This is a genomic window from Asticcacaulis sp. P2_C5 (assembly GCF_056404555.1).
The window spans coordinates 140,941-157,866 of the sequence record NZ_JBFUDU010000011.1; the positions used below are offsets into that span (position 1 = coordinate 140,941).

General features: G+C 63.5%; 10 protein-coding genes. 5 read left to right on the top strand and 5 right to left on the bottom strand.

Annotated features, from left to right (window positions below; genetic code table 11):
- Positions 1 to 8 precede the first annotated feature (8 nt).
- The 5 genes from AC1DXO_RS19255 to AC1DXO_RS19275 all read left to right on the top strand — a co-directional run bounded on the left by AC1DXO_RS19255 (position 9) and on the right by AC1DXO_RS19275 (position 7,634).
- Positions 9 to 779 (top strand): GntR family transcriptional regulator, encoded by a 771-nt coding sequence (locus tag AC1DXO_RS19255; RefSeq protein ID WP_476979804.1) that lies wholly within the window; start codon positions 9 to 11, stop codon positions 777 to 779.
- Positions 780 to 918: 139 nt separating this feature from the next.
- Positions 919 to 1,656, top strand: a complete 738-nt coding sequence (locus AC1DXO_RS19260) for a GntR family transcriptional regulator (protein ID WP_476979805.1) — start codon at positions 919 to 921, stop codon at positions 1,654 to 1,656.
- A gap of 153 nt (positions 1,657 to 1,809) precedes the next feature.
- The gene (locus AC1DXO_RS19265) at positions 1,810 to 3,897 is read left to right on the top strand and encodes an alpha-L-fucosidase (RefSeq protein WP_476979806.1); all 2,088 of its coding nucleotides are present in this window, start codon (positions 1,810 to 1,812) and stop codon (positions 3,895 to 3,897) included.
- Positions 3,898 to 3,910: 13 nt separating this feature from the next.
- Positions 3,911 to 6,115, top strand: coding sequence for an endo-beta-N-acetylglucosaminidase (locus AC1DXO_RS19270; RefSeq protein ID WP_476979807.1), 2,205 nt, complete (start codon positions 3,911 to 3,913; stop codon positions 6,113 to 6,115).
- Positions 6,116 to 6,128: 13 nt separating this feature from the next.
- A complete protein-coding gene (locus AC1DXO_RS19275) occupies positions 6,129 to 7,634 on the top strand; it encodes a tryptophan halogenase family protein (RefSeq protein WP_476979808.1) in 1,506 nt (501 codons plus the stop codon).
- Positions 7,635 to 7,746: 112 nt separating this feature from the next.
- On the opposite strand, the gene AC1DXO_RS19280 is transcribed toward AC1DXO_RS19275, so the two are convergent.
- From AC1DXO_RS19280 to AC1DXO_RS19300, 5 genes are read right to left on the bottom strand one after another with little or no spacing between them, the layout of a single operon-like run.
- A complete protein-coding gene (locus tag AC1DXO_RS19280) occupies positions 7,747 to 8,763 on the bottom strand; it encodes a glycosylasparaginase (protein ID WP_476979809.1) in 1,017 nt (338 codons plus the stop codon).
- Between the two features lie 13 nt (positions 8,764 to 8,776).
- Positions 8,777 to 11,068, bottom strand: coding sequence for a GH92 family glycosyl hydrolase (locus AC1DXO_RS19285; protein ID WP_476979810.1), 2,292 nt, complete (start codon positions 11,066 to 11,068; stop codon positions 8,777 to 8,779).
- Between the two features lie 9 nt (positions 11,069 to 11,077).
- On the bottom strand, positions 11,078 to 12,502 hold the full coding sequence (locus AC1DXO_RS19290; protein WP_476979811.1) for a glycoside hydrolase family 125 protein: 1,425 nt from the start codon (positions 12,500 to 12,502) through the stop codon (positions 11,078 to 11,080).
- Between the two features lie 2 nt (positions 12,503 to 12,504).
- Entirely contained in the window at positions 12,505 to 14,340 is a 1,836-nt protein-coding gene (locus AC1DXO_RS19295; protein ID WP_476979812.1) for a beta-galactosidase, read from the bottom strand.
- A 10-nt stretch (positions 14,341 to 14,350) separates the two neighbouring features.
- The gene (locus AC1DXO_RS19300; RefSeq protein ID WP_476979813.1) at positions 14,351 to 16,912 is read right to left on the bottom strand and encodes a glycoside hydrolase family 3 C-terminal domain-containing protein; all 2,562 of its coding nucleotides are present in this window, start codon (positions 16,910 to 16,912) and stop codon (positions 14,351 to 14,353) included.
- Positions 16,913 to 16,926 lie beyond the last annotated feature (14 nt).

Genomic DNA, 16,926 nt, shown 5'->3' on the forward strand with positions numbered 1-16,926 from the left:
GCGATGACATGTCATTTTTCAGCGCGATACCGCGCCTCGAAGACCAGCGGGGCCCTCTCTATATTCAATTAGAACGCTTGCTCCGTGACGCCATCCTTAATGGCAGCCTGCCGGATAATGAGCCCCTGCCGCCGGAACGCAACCTGGCCGAATCCTGCGGCGTTTCAAGGCTGACGGTTCGAAAGGCACTGACCGATCTTCAACAAGAGGGCCTGGTGGTCCGGCGACGCGGTTCAGGCACATTTGTGTCAAATCGCGCCGGGCTGTCGTACAAGGGTATGCCCTTGTTCCGGGAAGATCTGATACCCAGTGGTCAGGACATGCGCAGCACCTGGCTGTCGCGGACGGTCGACAAGGTCTCAGCCGACGAAACCATGATACTGGGCATCGCCCCGGGCACTCAGATTTATCGCCTGCAAAGGCTGCGCTGCAATAGCAACGGCCCTGTGATGGTGGAGCATTCCGTCGTATTGCGCCATTGCCTTCCGTCCGAGCTGTTGGCCGAAGAATCGCTTTACCGGGCTATGGCGCACCACGGCTATGGCCCAAGCCGGGCCCTTCAACGCCTGCGGGCCGTCGCACTGGAAGCCGAATACGCGGCGTTGCTCGATGTGCCGGCGGGGACTCCGGGTCTTTTTACCGAGCGGCGCGGTTTTTTAAGCGATGGGCGAACGGTCGAACTCACCAAGACCTGGCATCGGAGCGATTTTGCAGACCTTATCGGTGAGGTCAGCGTCCATAACGTCGAAAGTGCCGGTACGAAATGGACCCACACCTGATTTGGTCAGGTCCAGAGGTATCCCCTGGAGCCCCTAATTATATTGACTGCATATTGTCGGCATCATATATGAAAACATTAACGGCCTTGTGTTGTCATTACATGTGTCGGATTAATTAAGAGGCAGAGTTCAGCACCCTATGGGAACCAGAAATCAGGCTACCATAGGCGGGGTCAAGTCTCAGGCTCTCTATCAGAAATTGCAAGACTGGCTGCGTGAGAATATTGCCACGCACAAGTTGCCGCCCAATCAAACCATCCCCACCGAGCGTGAATTGGCCGAACAATTCGACGTCTCGCGCATTACCGTACGCAAGGCGATCGACGGCCTGGTCAATGAGGGCCTGTTAACCCGTCGCCAGGGCGCGGGAACCTTCGTGGCCGTGAGAGTTGAAAAAAGCTATTCGAAAATGACATCCTTTACGGAAGACATGATCTCCAGGGGGCGCGAGCCGAGCAGTAAATGGCTGTCGCGCTCAGCCGGCCTGGTGAACCCCGAGGAGGCTTTGTCTATGGGGTTGTCACCAGGGACGATTGTCTACCGGTTTAATCGCATGCGTTTTGCTGACGGTACGTCTATGGGGCTGGATTATGCGACTATACCAAGCGATTGCCTGCCCTCCCTCGAAGTCGTAGGTGATTCCCTGTACGAAGCCCTGGAGCGGAATGGAACGCGTCCGGTTCGCGCACTTCAGCGCTTGCGGGCGGTCGCTTTCACCGCGGAGCAGGCGCGCTTGCTTGAAATTCCGGTTGGCGCGCCGGGATTGCTCATCGAGCGACGCGGTTTCCTGGCGGACGGACGTCCCGCAGAATTTACGCAGTCCTATTATCGTGGCGACGCCTACGACCTGATGTCGGAACTCAGCTACGCGCCGTAATTTTATAAGAAAAATCATTTTTACTGTTGCCAATCGACGAAGTGACGATAAGGTTGTCATGACCAATTTCGATTGGTAGCGTGTCGCCCTGCTTGCGAAGTCTCTGGCCAGCCTGGGCGCACCTGTTTTACAAGCTATTGCGGAGGGCTGTATATGACTGCTTTTACGCGACGGCGGCTGTTGGTCGCCAGTTCCGCCGCATCGCTGTTTGCGGCCTGTGGGGCGTCGGCCCAGGTACAATCTCCCCAGGCTTACGGCGCCACACCGTCGGCGCGACAGCTCGCCTGGCACAGACTGAAGACCTACGGTTTTGTCCATTTTACCATCAATACCTTCACCGACCGGGAATGGGGCTATGGCGACGAGCCGGAAGCCCTGTTCAACCCGACGGATTTCAGCGCCCGGCAAATCGCCGCCGCGGCAAAGGCCGGCGGACTGAAGAGCCTGATCCTCACCGCCAAGCACCATGACGGCTTTTGTCTCTGGCCCAGCGCCTATACCGAACATTCCGTCAAAAGCAGCCCCTATAAGGACGGCAAGGGCGACATCGTCCGCGAAATGGCAGAGGCCTGCCGCAAAGAGGGCCTTAAATTCGGGGTCTATCTGTCGCCGTGGGACCGTAACCACGCCGACTATGGTCGCCCGGCCTATGTCCAGTATTACCATAACCAGTTGGAGGAGTTGACCACACAGTACGGTCGGCTGTTCGAGGTGTGGTTCGACGGCGCCAATGGTGGCGACGGCTACTACGGCGGCGCACGGGATACGCGGAAAATCGACGGCCATACCTATTACCAATGGGATACGGTGCGCGCGATCGTACGTAAGAACCAGCCCGACGCGGTGATGTTCGCCGACGCCGACATGGATGTGCGCTGGGTCGGCAACGAAGACGGGGTCGCCGGTGATCCGTGCTGGCCGACGGTCGATTCCACGCCCTTCACCCAGGAGAAGGGCAACCGCGGTGTCAGGGGCGGCGAGATCTGGAACCCGGCCGAGACCGACGTCTCGATCCGGCCGGGCTGGTTCTGGCACAGCGATGAGGCGCCGCGGTCGCCGGCCAACCTGACGCGCCTGTATTTCGAATCCGTGGGCCGCGGCTCCAACCTGTTGCTGAACCTGGCGCCCGACCGCAGAGGGCAGATTCCGGACGGGGACGTCGCCGCGCTCAAGGCGTGGAAGGCCTTGCTCGACAAGGGGTTTCGGAGCAACTTGGCGCAAGGTGCAACGGTGCGTGCCTCGAGCAGCTTCGGGCCCGGTTTCGCGGCCGGCAACCTGCTGTCGACCCAGGCCAGTTGGGCGGCGGCCGAAAGCGACCGCGCCGGCGCCTGGCTCGAACTCGCGCTGAAAGGCCCGCGGACGTTCAACGTGATCGCCGTGGCGGAGGACATTCGCCGCGGCGTTCGCGTCGATGACTATGCCGTCGATATCCGGCAGGACGGCGGCTGGGTGGAGATCGCCCGCCATACCGCCATCGGCCCGCAGCGGCTGATCCGCTTGGGTAAACCGGTGACAACGGAGGGTGTGCGCCTGCGCATCGTGACTGCCGCCGCCTCACCGGTGTTGAACGGCTTCGGGCTTTTCCGGCTGCCCGACATCGTGGAAGAACCCGCCATCGGCCGTGACGCTCAGGGCTTGGTTTCCCTGCGCGCGGCGGAAAAGGCGTTGGAAATCCGCTATACACTGGACGGTTCGGAACCTGGTGCCGACGCCGCGTTGTACGGGGCGCCCTTCCCGCTGCCCGACGGCGGTGTCGTCAAGGCCATCGCCCGCGACGTCGGGAATGGCGTGAGCAGCGCCGTCGTAACGCGCGAGTTCGACGTCTCCCCCGCCCGCTGGAGCGTCGTCTCGGCCAATGGCGAAGCGCCCGAAGCCCTGCTGAGCGGCGGTACCTTTACCGGCAAGACCGGTGAACCTGTCGAGGTGGTGCTGGACCTGGGACAGAGTTATAACCTGAAGGGGTTCCGCCTGACACCATCGCAAAACCGGTCGTTGAGCGTCGAGGCCATTGCCAGGGTTGGACCGCCGGCCGGATACGAGATCTGGGTCAGCAGCAATGAACAGGCCTGGGGCGCACCGGTTGCCACCGGGGAGTTTTCCAACATCGCCGCCAGTCGGGCCGAACAGAAGATTCGCTTCGACACACCTCACGCCGGACGCTATCTGCGCCTGCGCTTCCCCCGCGCCGTGCAGGACAAGTCCGTTATCGTCATCGGCGGCCTCGGTATCATTACGCGATAGGATTGGGAATTTCATGCACAGCCGCCGCACCTTTCTCGCTCTGACCGCCTCAACCTCGCTCCTGCCCTTCGTGCCGTGGGGGGGCTTGCAGGCCGCCGATGCCCCTGAGGGTCTGGCACCGAAATATCCCCTGTCGGGCCCGGAAGATGCATGGGAGGCATTCAAGGCCTACGATCCCGCCACCGATCCGGATGCAGCGCACTTTCGTTCGCGCATTCCCCGCGCCACCCGCATCGCGCCGTTCGCGGCGGCCCAGGCCCACCCGGCCCTGGATCCGGCCGTGCCGGGCGCCACACTGCTGGCGGCGTATCTGACCCTGAGCGACGCCGATATCGACCTCAACCGGACACGCTATGCCGTCGGCAGCCCGCACTGGGTTCATGTCGAACGTTCCTGGCAGTTCCAGGACATCGCCGTGGGGTGGAACACGACCGGCCTGATCCCCAATGCCGCCCTGGTCGACGCCGCCCACCGCAATGGCGCGCTCTGCCTCGGCACGATGTTCCAGCCCGATCCGCGCTTCTTCAACGGCACTGACCTGGCGCGGCCGCAGATCGCCGCCAAACTGGTCCGTCTGGCACAATTCTTCGGCTTCGACGGTTACTTCGTCAATTTCGAAAGCTACACGGCGGAAGATGCCCGCGCCGTCCAGGACCTGATCGCCGACATGCAGGCGGCTGCAAAATCGGCCGGTCTGAACGATTTCCATATCCAGTATTATAACGGCTATACCGATGCCAGCGCCGTCTGGCCGGGTTCGCCCCATGTCGACGGCACGCCGCGCGGCCCCTCCGAGGCGCGCGCCGATTCGATGATGATCGACCAGGGCTGGAGCCATTACGGCCTGACGCGCGGCTGCTGTTCCGGCCCGCCCCTCGCCCACCTGCCGACCCCGACGGACATCGGGCGCACCTACAATCCGTTCCACGTCTATTACGGCTTTCAGCTCTATCCCGGCCCCGGCTATCTTGGCCTGATGGCGCCGACCGTTATCGATCCCAATGGCGGCGGCAAGGCGTTGGGGGGCTTGCAGATCTACAGCGTCGAGGACGGCCTGCGCAAAATGCGCCGCGCCCGCCTGGATGCGCTGCGGGCCCTGACACAGCCGACCCAGGCCGATCAGGCCGAGATCGCGGCCTTTACGGCGCCTGCATCCCGCCGCAACGCCTGGTACAACCTGCATCGCCGCTTCTGGGCCGGACAGACCGGCAACCCGGCCATGGACAATGCGCCAAGCCCGGAACAAAAGGCCATCTACGGCCCGGCGGATATCCAGAAAATCTATACCGACTACCAGGCTCCGGGCCGGGCCAGCGACCAGATCCGCCTGCCCATCACCTACGGCGTCGCCAACTTCATCGCCGAGCGTTCGGTCATCGGCGCCCTGCCCTTCGTCAGCCATTTCAACACCGGCGACGGCGACGGCTTCTTTGCCGGCGGTAAGCGCGTCGCCGCGACGCCGTGGTACAATCTCGGCGTCCAGGATATCCTGCCGACCTGGACATGGTGGACGAAGCCCCTGAATGGCGACGTAGCAGCGGCAGAACTGCTCGACGTCGACTACGATTTCACCGACGCCTATGACGGCGGTGCTTCCCTGCGCATTTCGGGCGCCGGCGTCGCCACCGAAGTCAAGCTGTACAAGACGCATATCGCCATCGATGGCGACACCCTTGTCGGGCTGATCTACAAGCCGGACAAGGGCGACCTCAAGGTCGGCCTGGTGTTTGAGGATGCACCGGCCGTTACCGAGTGGCTGGAGGTCGCAAAGGGCAAGGCCCTCGCCAATGGCTGGCGCCGGTGGCGGCTGAATCTGAAGGCCTATCAGGGACGCATCCTGGCGGCCGTATCCCTCGGCGTGTCGGCCAGGAAAAATGTCAAAACATGTGCCGTCAATATCGGCCGCTTCGCCCTGACCTCGGTGGCTGCGGCCGTGGCCAGGCCGGACGGGTTTGCCATCACGGCCAGCCGGATCGATGCCGGCGGACAATCGGCCGACCTGCGGCTCAGCTGGACCTTCGATCCCGCCGTCCTGCATTATGACCTGTTCGCGCTCGACGGCCAGGCTCGGACGTGGATGGGCCGGATCGTCAACGACGCCTACTATGTCCAGGATCTGGCGCGCACCGGCGCAACAACCACCCTGCAGCTGGTGCCCTGTGCCCGCGACGGCCAGCCGGGCGAGGCGGCAACCACAGCCTTCAACTGGACAGGCTGACCGGGAGGCGAACATGGACATAGCTACGGCTGCGAACCGGCGCCGGCAGGTGGTAATCGTCGGCGGCGGGACGGCCGGCTGGATGTCGGCCGCGCTACTGGCGAAGATCACCCAGGGCAAGCTGGGCGATATCACCCTGGTGGAGTCCGAGGAGATCGGCACCATCGGCGTCGGCGAGGCAACCATCCCTGCCATCAAGCGCTTCAACCGCCTTCTGGACGTGCAGGAAGGCGATTTCATCCGCCAGACCCAGGCCAGCTTCAAGATGGGCATCGAGTTCGTCGACTGGGGCCGCCTGGGCACACGCTACTTCCATCCGTTCGGACCCATCGGCAATCCGATCGGCCGGACGGCCTTTCATCATTTCCTGACCCGGCGGCGGCTGGCCGGCGAGATCGAAGACTTCGAAACCTATTCACTGAACTGCGTGGCGGCGAAACAGAACCGCTTCGTGGCGCCGCCGCAGGACGAGGCGCTACTGTCGACCCTGGCCTATGCCTACCATTTCGACGCCAGCCTCTACGCGGCCTATCTGCGTCGCCACGCCGAAGGCAACGGCGTGCAGCGCGTCGAGGGCAGGATCAAGCATGTCGCGCAACACAGCGAGACAGGCTTCGTAGAAACCCTGACGCTGGAAAGCGGTCGGACGATCAGCGGCGACATCTTCATCGACTGTTCCGGCCTGTCCGGCCTGCTGATCGAAAAGACCCTGCACAGCGGTTTCGAGGACTGGAGCGCCCTTCTGCCGTGCAACAGCGCCGCCTTCGTTCCCAGTGAGAAGACCGACCCGATCACGCCCTATACCCGTTCCACGGCGCGAACGGCCGGATGGCAATGGCGCATTCCGCTGCAGCACCGCACGGGCAATGGCCATGTCTTCTGCTCGGACTTCATGACGGATGACGACGCTGCTGCGACGCTGGTACGGAATCTCGATGGCAAGGCCCTGGCCGATCCTAAGTTCGTGCGCTTCAAGACCGGGCGCCGAAAGCTGAGCTGGAACCGCAATGTCGTCGCGATCGGCCTGTCCGGCGGCTTCCTGGAGCCGCTCGAATCGACCAGCATCCATCTGATCCAGTCCGGCCTGGTCAAGCTGCTCGACTACTGGCCGGGCGACAGCTTCGATCCCTTGCTGGCCGAACAGTACAATCGCGCCATGGCCAATCAGTACGAGTCGATCCGCGACTTCATCATCCTGCATTACAAGGCGACGGAGCGCGACGATTCTGCCTTCTGGCGCTATTGCCGCGACATGCCGGTGCCGGACAGTTTGAGCTACCGCATCGACCATTTTCGGTCTTCATCGCGGATCGTCCTGACGCCGGGAGAGTTGTTCCAACCGCCCAGTTGGCTGGCCGTCATGCTGGGGCAGCATATCGAGCCGCAGGGCTACGACCCGCTGGCCGATATCGCCGACGCCGACAAGGTGGCGATGCAGTTCAGCCGGATGCGCACCGCGGTCAGACAGGTGGCGCAAACCATCCCGTCGCACCAGGCCTATCTCGACAGCCTGCGTTAGAGCAATCGAATTGCGCTTTAACTTTTTGTTTTGTCGCGCAATTTAACCGAAAACGGGGCCGCCCGTGCGGTGGCATCCACCGCACGGGCGGCCCCGTTTATCGGATTGCGCTTTAGGCGAAGACGCTCTTCGACGGCACGACCCGGTCCGTTTTCGTCCCGTCGCACTGGGCATAGACGAAGCCCGTCTGGATGGCGAAGGCGCCGACCTCGCCCCGGGTGTTCAGCGCCAGGAAACCGACCTGGAGCGTTTTGGCCGCTTCCGGACGACGGCGGACAATGCGCATAACGGCCTCCTCGCAGGCCTGTTGTGGCGAACGGCCCTGCCGCATCAGTTCGACGACCAGGAAGCTGCCGGCATTGCGGATGACCTCTTCACCGACTCCGGTCGAGGTCGCCGCCCCGACCTCGCCGTCGACATAAAGGCCGGCACCGACGATCGGGCTGTCACCGACCCGGCCGCGCAGCTTCCAGGCCATGCCGCTGGTCGTGCAGGCGCCGGACAGCCGCCCCTGGGCATCGAGCGCCAGGATACCCAGCGTGTCGTGATTGTGCACGTCACCCGGCACGACACTACCCGGAGCGTGGCCATAGGTCGACATTTCGCTGTTGGCGACCGGCTGGTACGTTGCCGTTTTCAGCCAGTCCTTCCAGGCGGCTTCGGATTCCGGCGTCAGCAACGCTTCCGGCTTGAAACCCTGCTCGACGGCGAATTGCAAAGCACCGGCGCCGACCAGCATCACGTGCGGCGTCTTTTCCATGACCAGGCGCGCCACTGAGATCGGGTGCTCGATATGCTCCAGCGCAGCCACCGCGCCGCAGCGCCACTTTTCGTCCATGATGCTGGCATCGAGTGAGACATGGCCGTCGCGGTCGGGATAGCCGGCACGGCCGACGCTGTGGTTCTTCAGGTCAACTTCGGGAATACGCGCCCCGGCCTCGACGGCATCCAGGGCGTAGCCGCCGCCCTTGAGCACTTCCCAGGCAGCCTGGTTGGCCGCCACGCCGAAATCCCAGGTGGAGACCACTATGGGTTTGGCCGACGCCGCATTGACCCTGGTCGCGCCGGCAAGGCCGGCCAGGGACGACAGGGCCAGGGTGGTTTTGAAAAGGTCGCGACGGTGGGGCATGGCTCAGGTTCTCTCAGATAAAGGATGGCGGTCGGTCGGCCATGGCCGCACCGAAGGCAAGATTGGGCTCAGGCCCCATGTCGAAGCTCAGGGTTCCACCCTGCATCAGGTCAGCGTGGCGTATCCAGCTTTTGCTGTAAGGTTTGCCGTTCCAGCGCACCGTTTGCACATAGTTATGGCCGGGGCTGTTGTCGGCGGCCTCGATAACCAGCCGGCGGCCATGACCGATGTCGAGTTCGGCGCGGCGCACCAGGGGCGAGCCGAAGACATAGGTGGCGCTGACCGGATCGACGGCATAGAGGCCGAGCGCGCTCATCAGGTACCAGGCGCTCATGGCGCCGCAGTCTTCGTTACCTTCCAGGCCGTCCGGCGCCGCGCGGTACATGGCGGCCATCAACTGGCGAACGCGTTGCTGCGTCTTCCACGGCGATCCGGTATAGGCATAGAGATAGGCGACGTGGTGGCTGGGTTCGTTGCCGTGGGCGTACTGCCCGACCAGGCCACTGATATCGACCAGGCTGGCCTCGGCGGTGTCCGGTGGCTCGCTGAACAGGGCGTCGAGTTTCGCCTCGAAGGCCTCCAGCCCGCCGAACAGCCGGGCATAGCCGTAGATGTCATGCTGATTGAGGAAGGTCGCCTGCCAGCCGTTGGTTTCGGTGTAGTCGCGCCATTTCACCTGATCGTAGCCCAACGCATGCGGGTTGTAGGGCGTCACCCATTGGCCATCGGCGAGCTTGCCGCGCACGAAGCCGATCGAACCGTCGAAGAGATGGCGATAGTTTCCGGCGCGTTGCTTCAGGATGTCTGCCGCCGCGGTTTCGCCGATATGGGCGGCCAGTTTCGAGGTGCACCAGTCGCTATAGGCATATTCGAGCGTGCGCGACACGCTCTCATCGACCTGATCGGCCGGGATATAGCCCTTCGTGCGGTATGGGCCAAGGCCGTGGACATCGTCGACAAAGGCGCGCCGGGCCAGAACCTCGTAGCCCGCCCGGTAGTCGATGCCGGGAACGCCCTTGGCTGCGGCTTCGGCCAGCACCGAAGCGCAGTGATAGCCGATCATGGTGTCGGTCTCGCGCCCCTGCAGCGGCCAGATCGGCACCCCATCGGGGCTTTGTTGCCCCATGCGCACCAGCCCTCCGACCATACCCGGCAGGCGATGCGCCTGCGTCAGGGTAAAGAAGGGATGCAGGGCGCGGTAGGTGTCCCACAGGCTGTAGGTCGAATAGCTGGCCTCGCCCGGATTCAGGATGTGGACCTGGTTGTCCATGCCGCGATAACAGCCATCGACGTCCTGGAAAATCGTCGGCGCCAGGAGCGCGTGGTAGTGGGCTGTGTAGAAAATCCGTTTGTCCGTCTCACTGGCCATGTCGACGCGGACCCTGGACAACTCGTGCTCCCAGGTGGCGCGGGCCGCTTTGCGCACGCGCTCGAAATCGAAATCCGGCAGTTCGGCATCCAGGTTCTTCAGGGCGCCGTCGATATCGACCGCCGATATCCCGACCTTGACCAGCAGCGGCGCGTCGCCGGCATCCGGGAAATGCAGCGCCGCCTTGAGGTTGGTGCCTGTCAGTTCGCTGCCCGCCGCCGGTCGGTCGTCGCTGTAGAGCTCGGCGCGGACGAACGGCCGCGACAGCTTGAGCGCAAAGAATATCCACCGGCCCCTGGCCCACTGGAAGACCTGCCGGCCGCCGACCACCGTGTCGTTGCCGACGAGCTTCAGCGAAACATTGTCGAGGACCAGGTCCTTGTCCCCCCACCATTTGATCGCGCCATGCGCCAGGTCGATCAGGATGTGGCCGCCCTCGCCCGCCAGGAAGGTGTAGCGATGAAGGCCGGTCCGCGTAGTGGCGGTCAGTTCGGCTCGGACCCGGCTGTCGGTCAACTCGACGCTGTAATAGCCGGGCGTGGCGGTTTCGGTGGCGCGGTCATAGCGCGAACGATAGCCGGCATCCGGATTGTCGAGCGGTCCCGGTGTCAGTTTCATTTCACCGGTCGCCGGCACCAGCAGGATATCCAGCATATCCGGGCAACCCGTGCCGCTGAGATGGGTATGCGAAAAGCCCATGATCGAGCCATCGTCCTGGTGGTACCCCGAACAGGAATCCCAACGTTCATTGCTGGTATCGGGGGACAGTTGCACCATACCGAACGGCAGGGTTGCGCCGGGATAAAGGTGGCCATGTCCGCCGGTACCGATAAACGGGTCGACATAATCGCAAGGCGAGGCCGCCGCAGCGGTCCCGACCCGCGGCACCATCGCCACGGCTGCGCTTCCTGCCAGGAGATGTCGACGTGAGATCATGCCCTGTCCTCAGGTCAGCAGAGCCGGCTTTTGCGCCAGCAGGGTCAGGATCAGTTCGCCGAACAGGCTGTTGGCCCAGGCAAACCACGAGCGGGTAAAGATGGCGGCATCGTCTTTGCCGACCGATTCGTTCATGAAGCCGCGCGGCGCCGCGGCCGTTTTCAAGCCGGCCAGGCATTGCGCGATTTCGCCATCATCGCTGCTGGTCAGAGCCCGGATCATCAGCGAAATCGGCCAGATCGTGTTCAGGCCGGAATGCGGGCTGCCTACGCCCACAAGCACGGCGCCGGCATAGTAGTAGGGGTTGCGAGTGCTGAGCACGGCGGCGCGGGTGCGCCGGTATAGCGGATCGTCCTTGGCGCAGAAACCGAGATAGGGCAGACTCAGCAGGCTCGGCACATTGGCGTCGTCCATAAACAGGGTATTGCCGTAGCCGTCGACTTCGTAGGCCCAGATATCGTTGCCATGAGCGTCCTTCATCTTGCCATAGGTGTGCATGGCAATCTCCACTTCGGCCGCCAGTTCCAGGCACTCGGCCGCGAAAGCGCCGCCCAGACCGGTGGTTTGCGCCATGCCGGCGAGCTGGCGCAGGCTGACCACGGCAAAGGCATTGCCGGGAATGAAGTAGGGATAGGTGCAGGCGTCATCCGACGGCCGGAAACCGGAATGAATCATTCCGGTTACACGCGTCGGCCAGCCATAGCCGCGCGCCAGGGTCTCGGTCGGTTCGGTGGCTGTCCGGTTGAATCTGTACGGCCCGTCGCCCGCCTTGCGCTGCTGATCGCGGAAGGTCTGGACAATGGTTCGCATGGCGGCGCGCCAGGTATCGTCGAAAGGCGCCGTGTCGCCGGTGGCGGTGAGATAGCCAAGCGACAGGCGGATCGGATAGCACAGGCTGTCGATTTCCCATTTGCGTTCGGCCACACCCGGCCTCAAGTCGGTCTGGTCGGTCTGCGACCATGACAGGTCGGTCCGCGCTGTCGGGTCATACATATAGGCATTGGCGTAGGGATCGATCAGGATGCAGCGCGCCTGGCGCTGGATCAGCCCCTGGAACAGGACCTTCAGCCGCGCGTCCTTCGCCGCCAGAGGCAGATAAGGCGAAACCTGCGCCGAGGAATCGCGCAGCCACATCGCCTTGATGTCGCCGGTAATGACAAAGGTGTCCGGCTTGCCATCAACCGCACCGGTCTCGACCGTCGTATCCAGGGTATTGGGGTAGCAGTTGGCGAACAGGCGCGCCAGGACGGGATCTTTTAACGCCCGTGTCGTGGTCTCAACGACCGCCTCGACCGCCGGGCTGGTGAACCGGCGCACAGCCGGTCGCTTGCCGGAGACGACCTCGGGCGACATGGCGGGGATTTCAGCCTGGGCGCGCGAAGCCATCACCGCGCCCAGCGCCGTCATGCCCACGATCAGTTGCCGACGTTCCATACCTATGCCTCCACCAGGCCGGGACGATCCCAGATCTGGTTCCTGCCGCCGGCGAGCGACCGTTCGGCGCCGTCATGCAGGTCCAGCACAATCACCTCGTTTACGCCCGGATTCAACCACGATGCGGGGACGAACACGGCATGTTGCGGTCCAACCGACCAGTAGCGGCCGAGATTATGGCCATTGACCCAGACATAGCCCTTCCCCCAGCCGCGCATGTCGAGGAAGGTGTAGCCCATCTCGGCTACCTCGAACGTGCCGCGATAAAAGGCGGGTCCATTGGCATGGGCGGTGGTGAATTCGAGCGGGCTCAGGTCGTCCAGCGGCAGCCCGTAATGGTCCCAGCCGCTGAGAACGGCGTCACCCAGCTTCGCCTGACCGACTAGGCCCTTCTGGTCCTTTCCGATCTGGTCGCCATAGTTGATATGGCCCATGGTATCGACCAGCACATCGATCACAGCACCTTTTGACGCCACGATCTCGAGCCCCGTCTCATGATAGCGTCGATCGAGCGCGCCTGTTGGCACACCGGCCACCACGACCTGCGCGTAATCCCGCACCTCGCCGAAATCGAGCCGTCCCGAAAGCGACGTCTTCGCCTTGTGGCGATAGAGGACAAGACCGTGCGGCTGCCCCAGCTGCTCCAGGGTCCGCGGCGCCGGCGCCGTCACCGGCTTGCCCAGCAACTGGCTCAAGGGCGCGCTCCGCGTCAAGCGGAAGCGTTTGATCTCGATGGCCTTTTCCGGCTCCGGCAGGGGCACGAAACGCTCCGCCGGCAGGTAGTTTTTGAACAGCGTCCGGGCGGCTTCGAACTTGGGGGTCGGCCGTCCGGCCTCGTCGAGCATGGCGTCGTAGTCATAGCTCGAAATATCCGGCTGATAGGTCTTGCTGTTCCTGTCGAAATTGGCGCCGGCATCGAAACCGAAGGAGGTGCCGCCGTGGACCATGTAGAAGCTGAGCGATATCCGGTTGTCGAGCATCCATTTCAGGCTGTCGATCAGTGGCGGGATCGGCATGGATGAATGCATCTCGCCGAAATGATCGAACCAGCCGCCCCACAGTTCGGTGCACATACGCGGGCCCGACGCTTTGAAGCGGGAGAAGCGTTCGAACTCTTTTTCAGCCTTGTCGTGCGTGCCGAAATTGATGCCGTTGAACAGCTCCGGCAAGGCGCCGTTGTCGATCACGGCTGCGCCGTCGACCGTATACAGCATACCTTTGAAACCGGCAGCGCGAACCTGGTCTTTCACCGCGCGCATATAGGCCAGGTCGTTGCCGTAGGAGCCGTATTCGTTCTCGACCTGAGTCATCAGGATCGGCCCACCGCGGTCGATCTCCAGATGGGAAATCTCCTGGCCCAGGCGTTTCAGCCAGTCGCCGGACGGTCCCATATAGCGCGGATCAAGCGAACGCGGCCGGATGGCCGGATCGTCGAGGAACCATGCGGGATAGCCGCCATTGTCCCATTCGCCGCAGATATAGGGACCGGGTCGCAGCAGCACCCACAGGCCTTCTTCCTGGGCCGTGGTGATCCATTTCGCTATATCGAGATTTCCGGAAAAATCGTAGACACCCTGGCGCCGCTCATGGGCATTCCAGAAGATGTAGGTGCAAAGTGTGTTGAGCCCGAGCGCCTTCAGTTTGCGCAGACGGTCGCGCCACAGCTCGCGCGGAATGCGCGGATAGTGCATCTCGCCAGCCATGATGTGGAGCGGCTGGCCGTCAAGTCGGAAGTCGTCGCCTTCGATCCGGAACCGCGCATCGGCGGCCAGGGCGGCGCCGGCCGGCACGAGGGCGAGGCCAACAGCGGCGGTCAGGAAATCTCTGCGTGTCGTCATGGTCTTCACTCTATTTCGGCAAGGCGTAGGCGCCGGTCACAGTCAGGGTCTGGCTAACCCCGGCGTCCGAAGGCTGGCCGCCGCCGACAAACAGCCCGTAGTCACCGGCGACCTGGGCGCGATTGCCGGTGCGGTCGACCGTGCTCAGGTCGCGTGGTGTCAGCTCGAACCTGACTTCGGCACTTTCGCCGGGTTTGAGGTGCACGCGCTTGAAGCCGACCAGGCTGTAGATCAGGCCCTGGGCATTGGTCGGCGGTGTGAGATAGATTTGGGCCACCTCATCGCCGGCGACCGGACCGGTATTGGTGACGGTCGCGGTGACGGTCAGCCCCTGCCCTGCCGGTACGGACAGGTTGGACGGGCGCAGGTTGGAATAGGCAAACTGGGTGTAGCTCAGGCCATAGCCGAAGCCGTAGAGCGGCTTCCCCTTGAAGTAACGGTAGGTACGCCCGGCCATGCGGTAATCGATGAACGGCGGCAGGTCCTGGACGGATTTGTAGAAGGTGACCGGCAGGCGGCCCGAGGGGTTGTTCTGCCCCAGCAAGGTCTCTGCAATGGCCGTGCCGCCTGACTCCCCTGGATACCAGGCCTGGAGCACGGCATTGGCATTGTCCTGCGCCCAGTTGAGCGCCACGGCACCACCGGACAGGTTGACGACGATCAGGGGCCTGCCCGTGGCCTTCAACGCCTTGAGCAGTGTCTCCTGCCGCGCCGGCAGGGCCAGGTCGGTACGGTCGCCGCGATCGAAGCCCGGCACCAGGATCTGCAGTTCCTCGCCCTCGATGTCCGGCGACAGGCCGACAAAGGCGACGATGGCGTCCGAACCCTGGGCTGCCTTGACCGCTTCGGCGATCTGGGCGTCGGGCGGGGCCTGCCATTGCAGGCGCACGCCCCAGTCCTGGCCCACATGGCGGAAGTCCAGGCGGATCGGATACGGCCGGCTGGCATCGAAATGCAGGTCGGCGCTCAGGGATTTGCCGTCGCCGCTGTCGGCGATAACCGGCTTGCCGTCGACATAGAGGGTGATAGCGTCGTGCTGGTTGTTACAGTCCCAACAGCGCTCGGTGTAGATTTTGAGCTGGTAGTCCCCCGCGGCAGGCGGCGTCAGGTAGCCGCTCCAGCGCACACTGTAGGGGGCCTTCTCGAAGCCCTTCACCGGCACGGTGTTGTAAAGGTCGAGATTGACCGTGGTGTCAACGCGGGTCTGCACCGGGGCGCCGGAAAAGTCCGGATTGGCGAAATATTCGCCGGTCAGGCCGGACTGAGACCCCGTGCTCAAAGCCGTTTCCGGAATCGGAATGGCCACGCCCTCGGCGATGCCGGAACCCTGTGCGTAGACAATCCGATCCCCCAGCGCCGTGCGCAGGCCCTTGAGCGGCGTGACCGGAGCGATGGCGGAACCATGGTAATTGGCCTGGAGAATTTCCAGGGTATCGGCATTGGGGCCGATCACCGCGATCCGTGCGGTCGGCTTCAACGGCAGGACGCCGTCGTTTTTGAGAAGGACGACCGATTCCCGCGCCGCTTCCAGAGCCAGGGCCTCGGCCGCCGGGGTATGGATCTGGTCGGCCGTGATGGCGTTGTACGGACTGGCCACGCCGTCGAGACCGAGACGGGCACGGGCCGTCCACAGGCGCGCAACGGCCGTATCGACCTGCGTCGGCGTCACCAGCTTCTTGTCGACCGCGGTCTTAAGGTGCCGGTAGAAGGTTCCGCAGTTGAGGTCGGTGCCGGCTTTCAGCGCCTCGGCGGCGTTGTCCTCCGGCGTCGGGCGATAGAAGTGGAATTCGTACATGTCCTCGACCGCGTCGCAGTCGGTAACAACAAAGCCGGTAAACTTCCAGTCCTGGCGCAGACGGACATTGAGCAGTTCATCGGACGCGCAGGCCGGCACGCCATGCAGCGAATTGTAGGCGCACATGACCGACTGGGCCTTGCCTTCGGTGACCACACGACGGAAGGCCGGCAGGTAGGTGGCTTCGCGGTCATAGGGCGAAGAATCGACGTCGAAACCATGGCGGCCGGCTTCCGGACCGGAATGGACGGCAAAATGCTTAACCGAAGCTATGGTCTTGGGATGCAGCGGGTCGGCCCCCTGCAATCCCTGAACGAAGGCCGCGCCCATCACCCCGGTCAGGTACGGGTCCTCGCCATAGGTTTCCTGGCCGCGGCCCCAACGCGGATCGCGGAAGATGTTGATATTGGGCGACCAGATGGTCAGGCCCATATAGCGGCGATGGTCTGCGCCGGCCCCCGCCGTATTGAACTTGGCCCGGGCCTCGGTGGCGACCGTGTCGCCGACTTCGTGAACCAGTTCCATGTCCCACGTCGCCGCAAGGCCGATGGCCTGCGGAAAAACGGTAGCGTCCCCGGCGCGAGCAATGCCGTGCAGCCCTTCGTTCCACCAATTGTAGGCAGTGACACCTAGGCGCGGAATCGCCGGTGCCCCCGCCTGAAGCTGCGCGATTTTTTCATCGAGCGTCATCTGCGCCACCACCGGCGGTGTCGGCTCGGCGGCAAATGCCGGCAGGGCAACGGCGGCCAGCAACAGCGATATGCGGATAGGAAGCATTTTTTGGGGCATTT

What these genes read in the sequence shown, in the direction of transcription:
- AC1DXO_RS19265 (WP_476979806.1), top strand. Translation starts at nt 1,810, where the DNA reads ATGACTGCTTTTACGCGACGGCGGCTGTTGGTCGCCAGTTCCGCCGCA.
- AC1DXO_RS19280 (WP_476979809.1), bottom strand. Translation starts at nt 8,763, where the DNA reads ATGCCCCACCGTCGCGACCTTTTCAAAACCACCCTGGCCCTGTCGTCC.
- AC1DXO_RS19260 (WP_476979805.1), top strand. Translation starts at nt 919, where the DNA reads ATGGGAACCAGAAATCAGGCTACCATAGGCGGGGTCAAGTCTCAGGCT.
- AC1DXO_RS19300 (WP_476979813.1), bottom strand. Translation starts at nt 16,912, where the DNA reads ATGCTTCCTATCCGCATATCGCTGTTGCTGGCCGCCGTTGCCCTGCCG.
- AC1DXO_RS19270 (WP_476979807.1), top strand. Translation starts at nt 3,911, where the DNA reads ATGCACAGCCGCCGCACCTTTCTCGCTCTGACCGCCTCAACCTCGCTC.
- AC1DXO_RS19290 (WP_476979811.1), bottom strand. Translation starts at nt 12,502, where the DNA reads ATGGAACGTCGGCAACTGATCGTGGGCATGACGGCGCTGGGCGCGGTG.
- AC1DXO_RS19255 (WP_476979804.1), top strand. Translation starts at nt 9, where the DNA reads ATGTCATTTTTCAGCGCGATACCGCGCCTCGAAGACCAGCGGGGCCCT.
- AC1DXO_RS19285 (WP_476979810.1), bottom strand. Translation starts at nt 11,068, where the DNA reads ATGATCTCACGTCGACATCTCCTGGCAGGAAGCGCAGCCGTGGCGATG.
- AC1DXO_RS19275 (WP_476979808.1), top strand. Translation starts at nt 6,129, where the DNA reads ATGGACATAGCTACGGCTGCGAACCGGCGCCGGCAGGTGGTAATCGTC.
- AC1DXO_RS19295 (WP_476979812.1), bottom strand. Translation starts at nt 14,340, where the DNA reads ATGACGACACGCAGAGATTTCCTGACCGCCGCTGTTGGCCTCGCCCTC.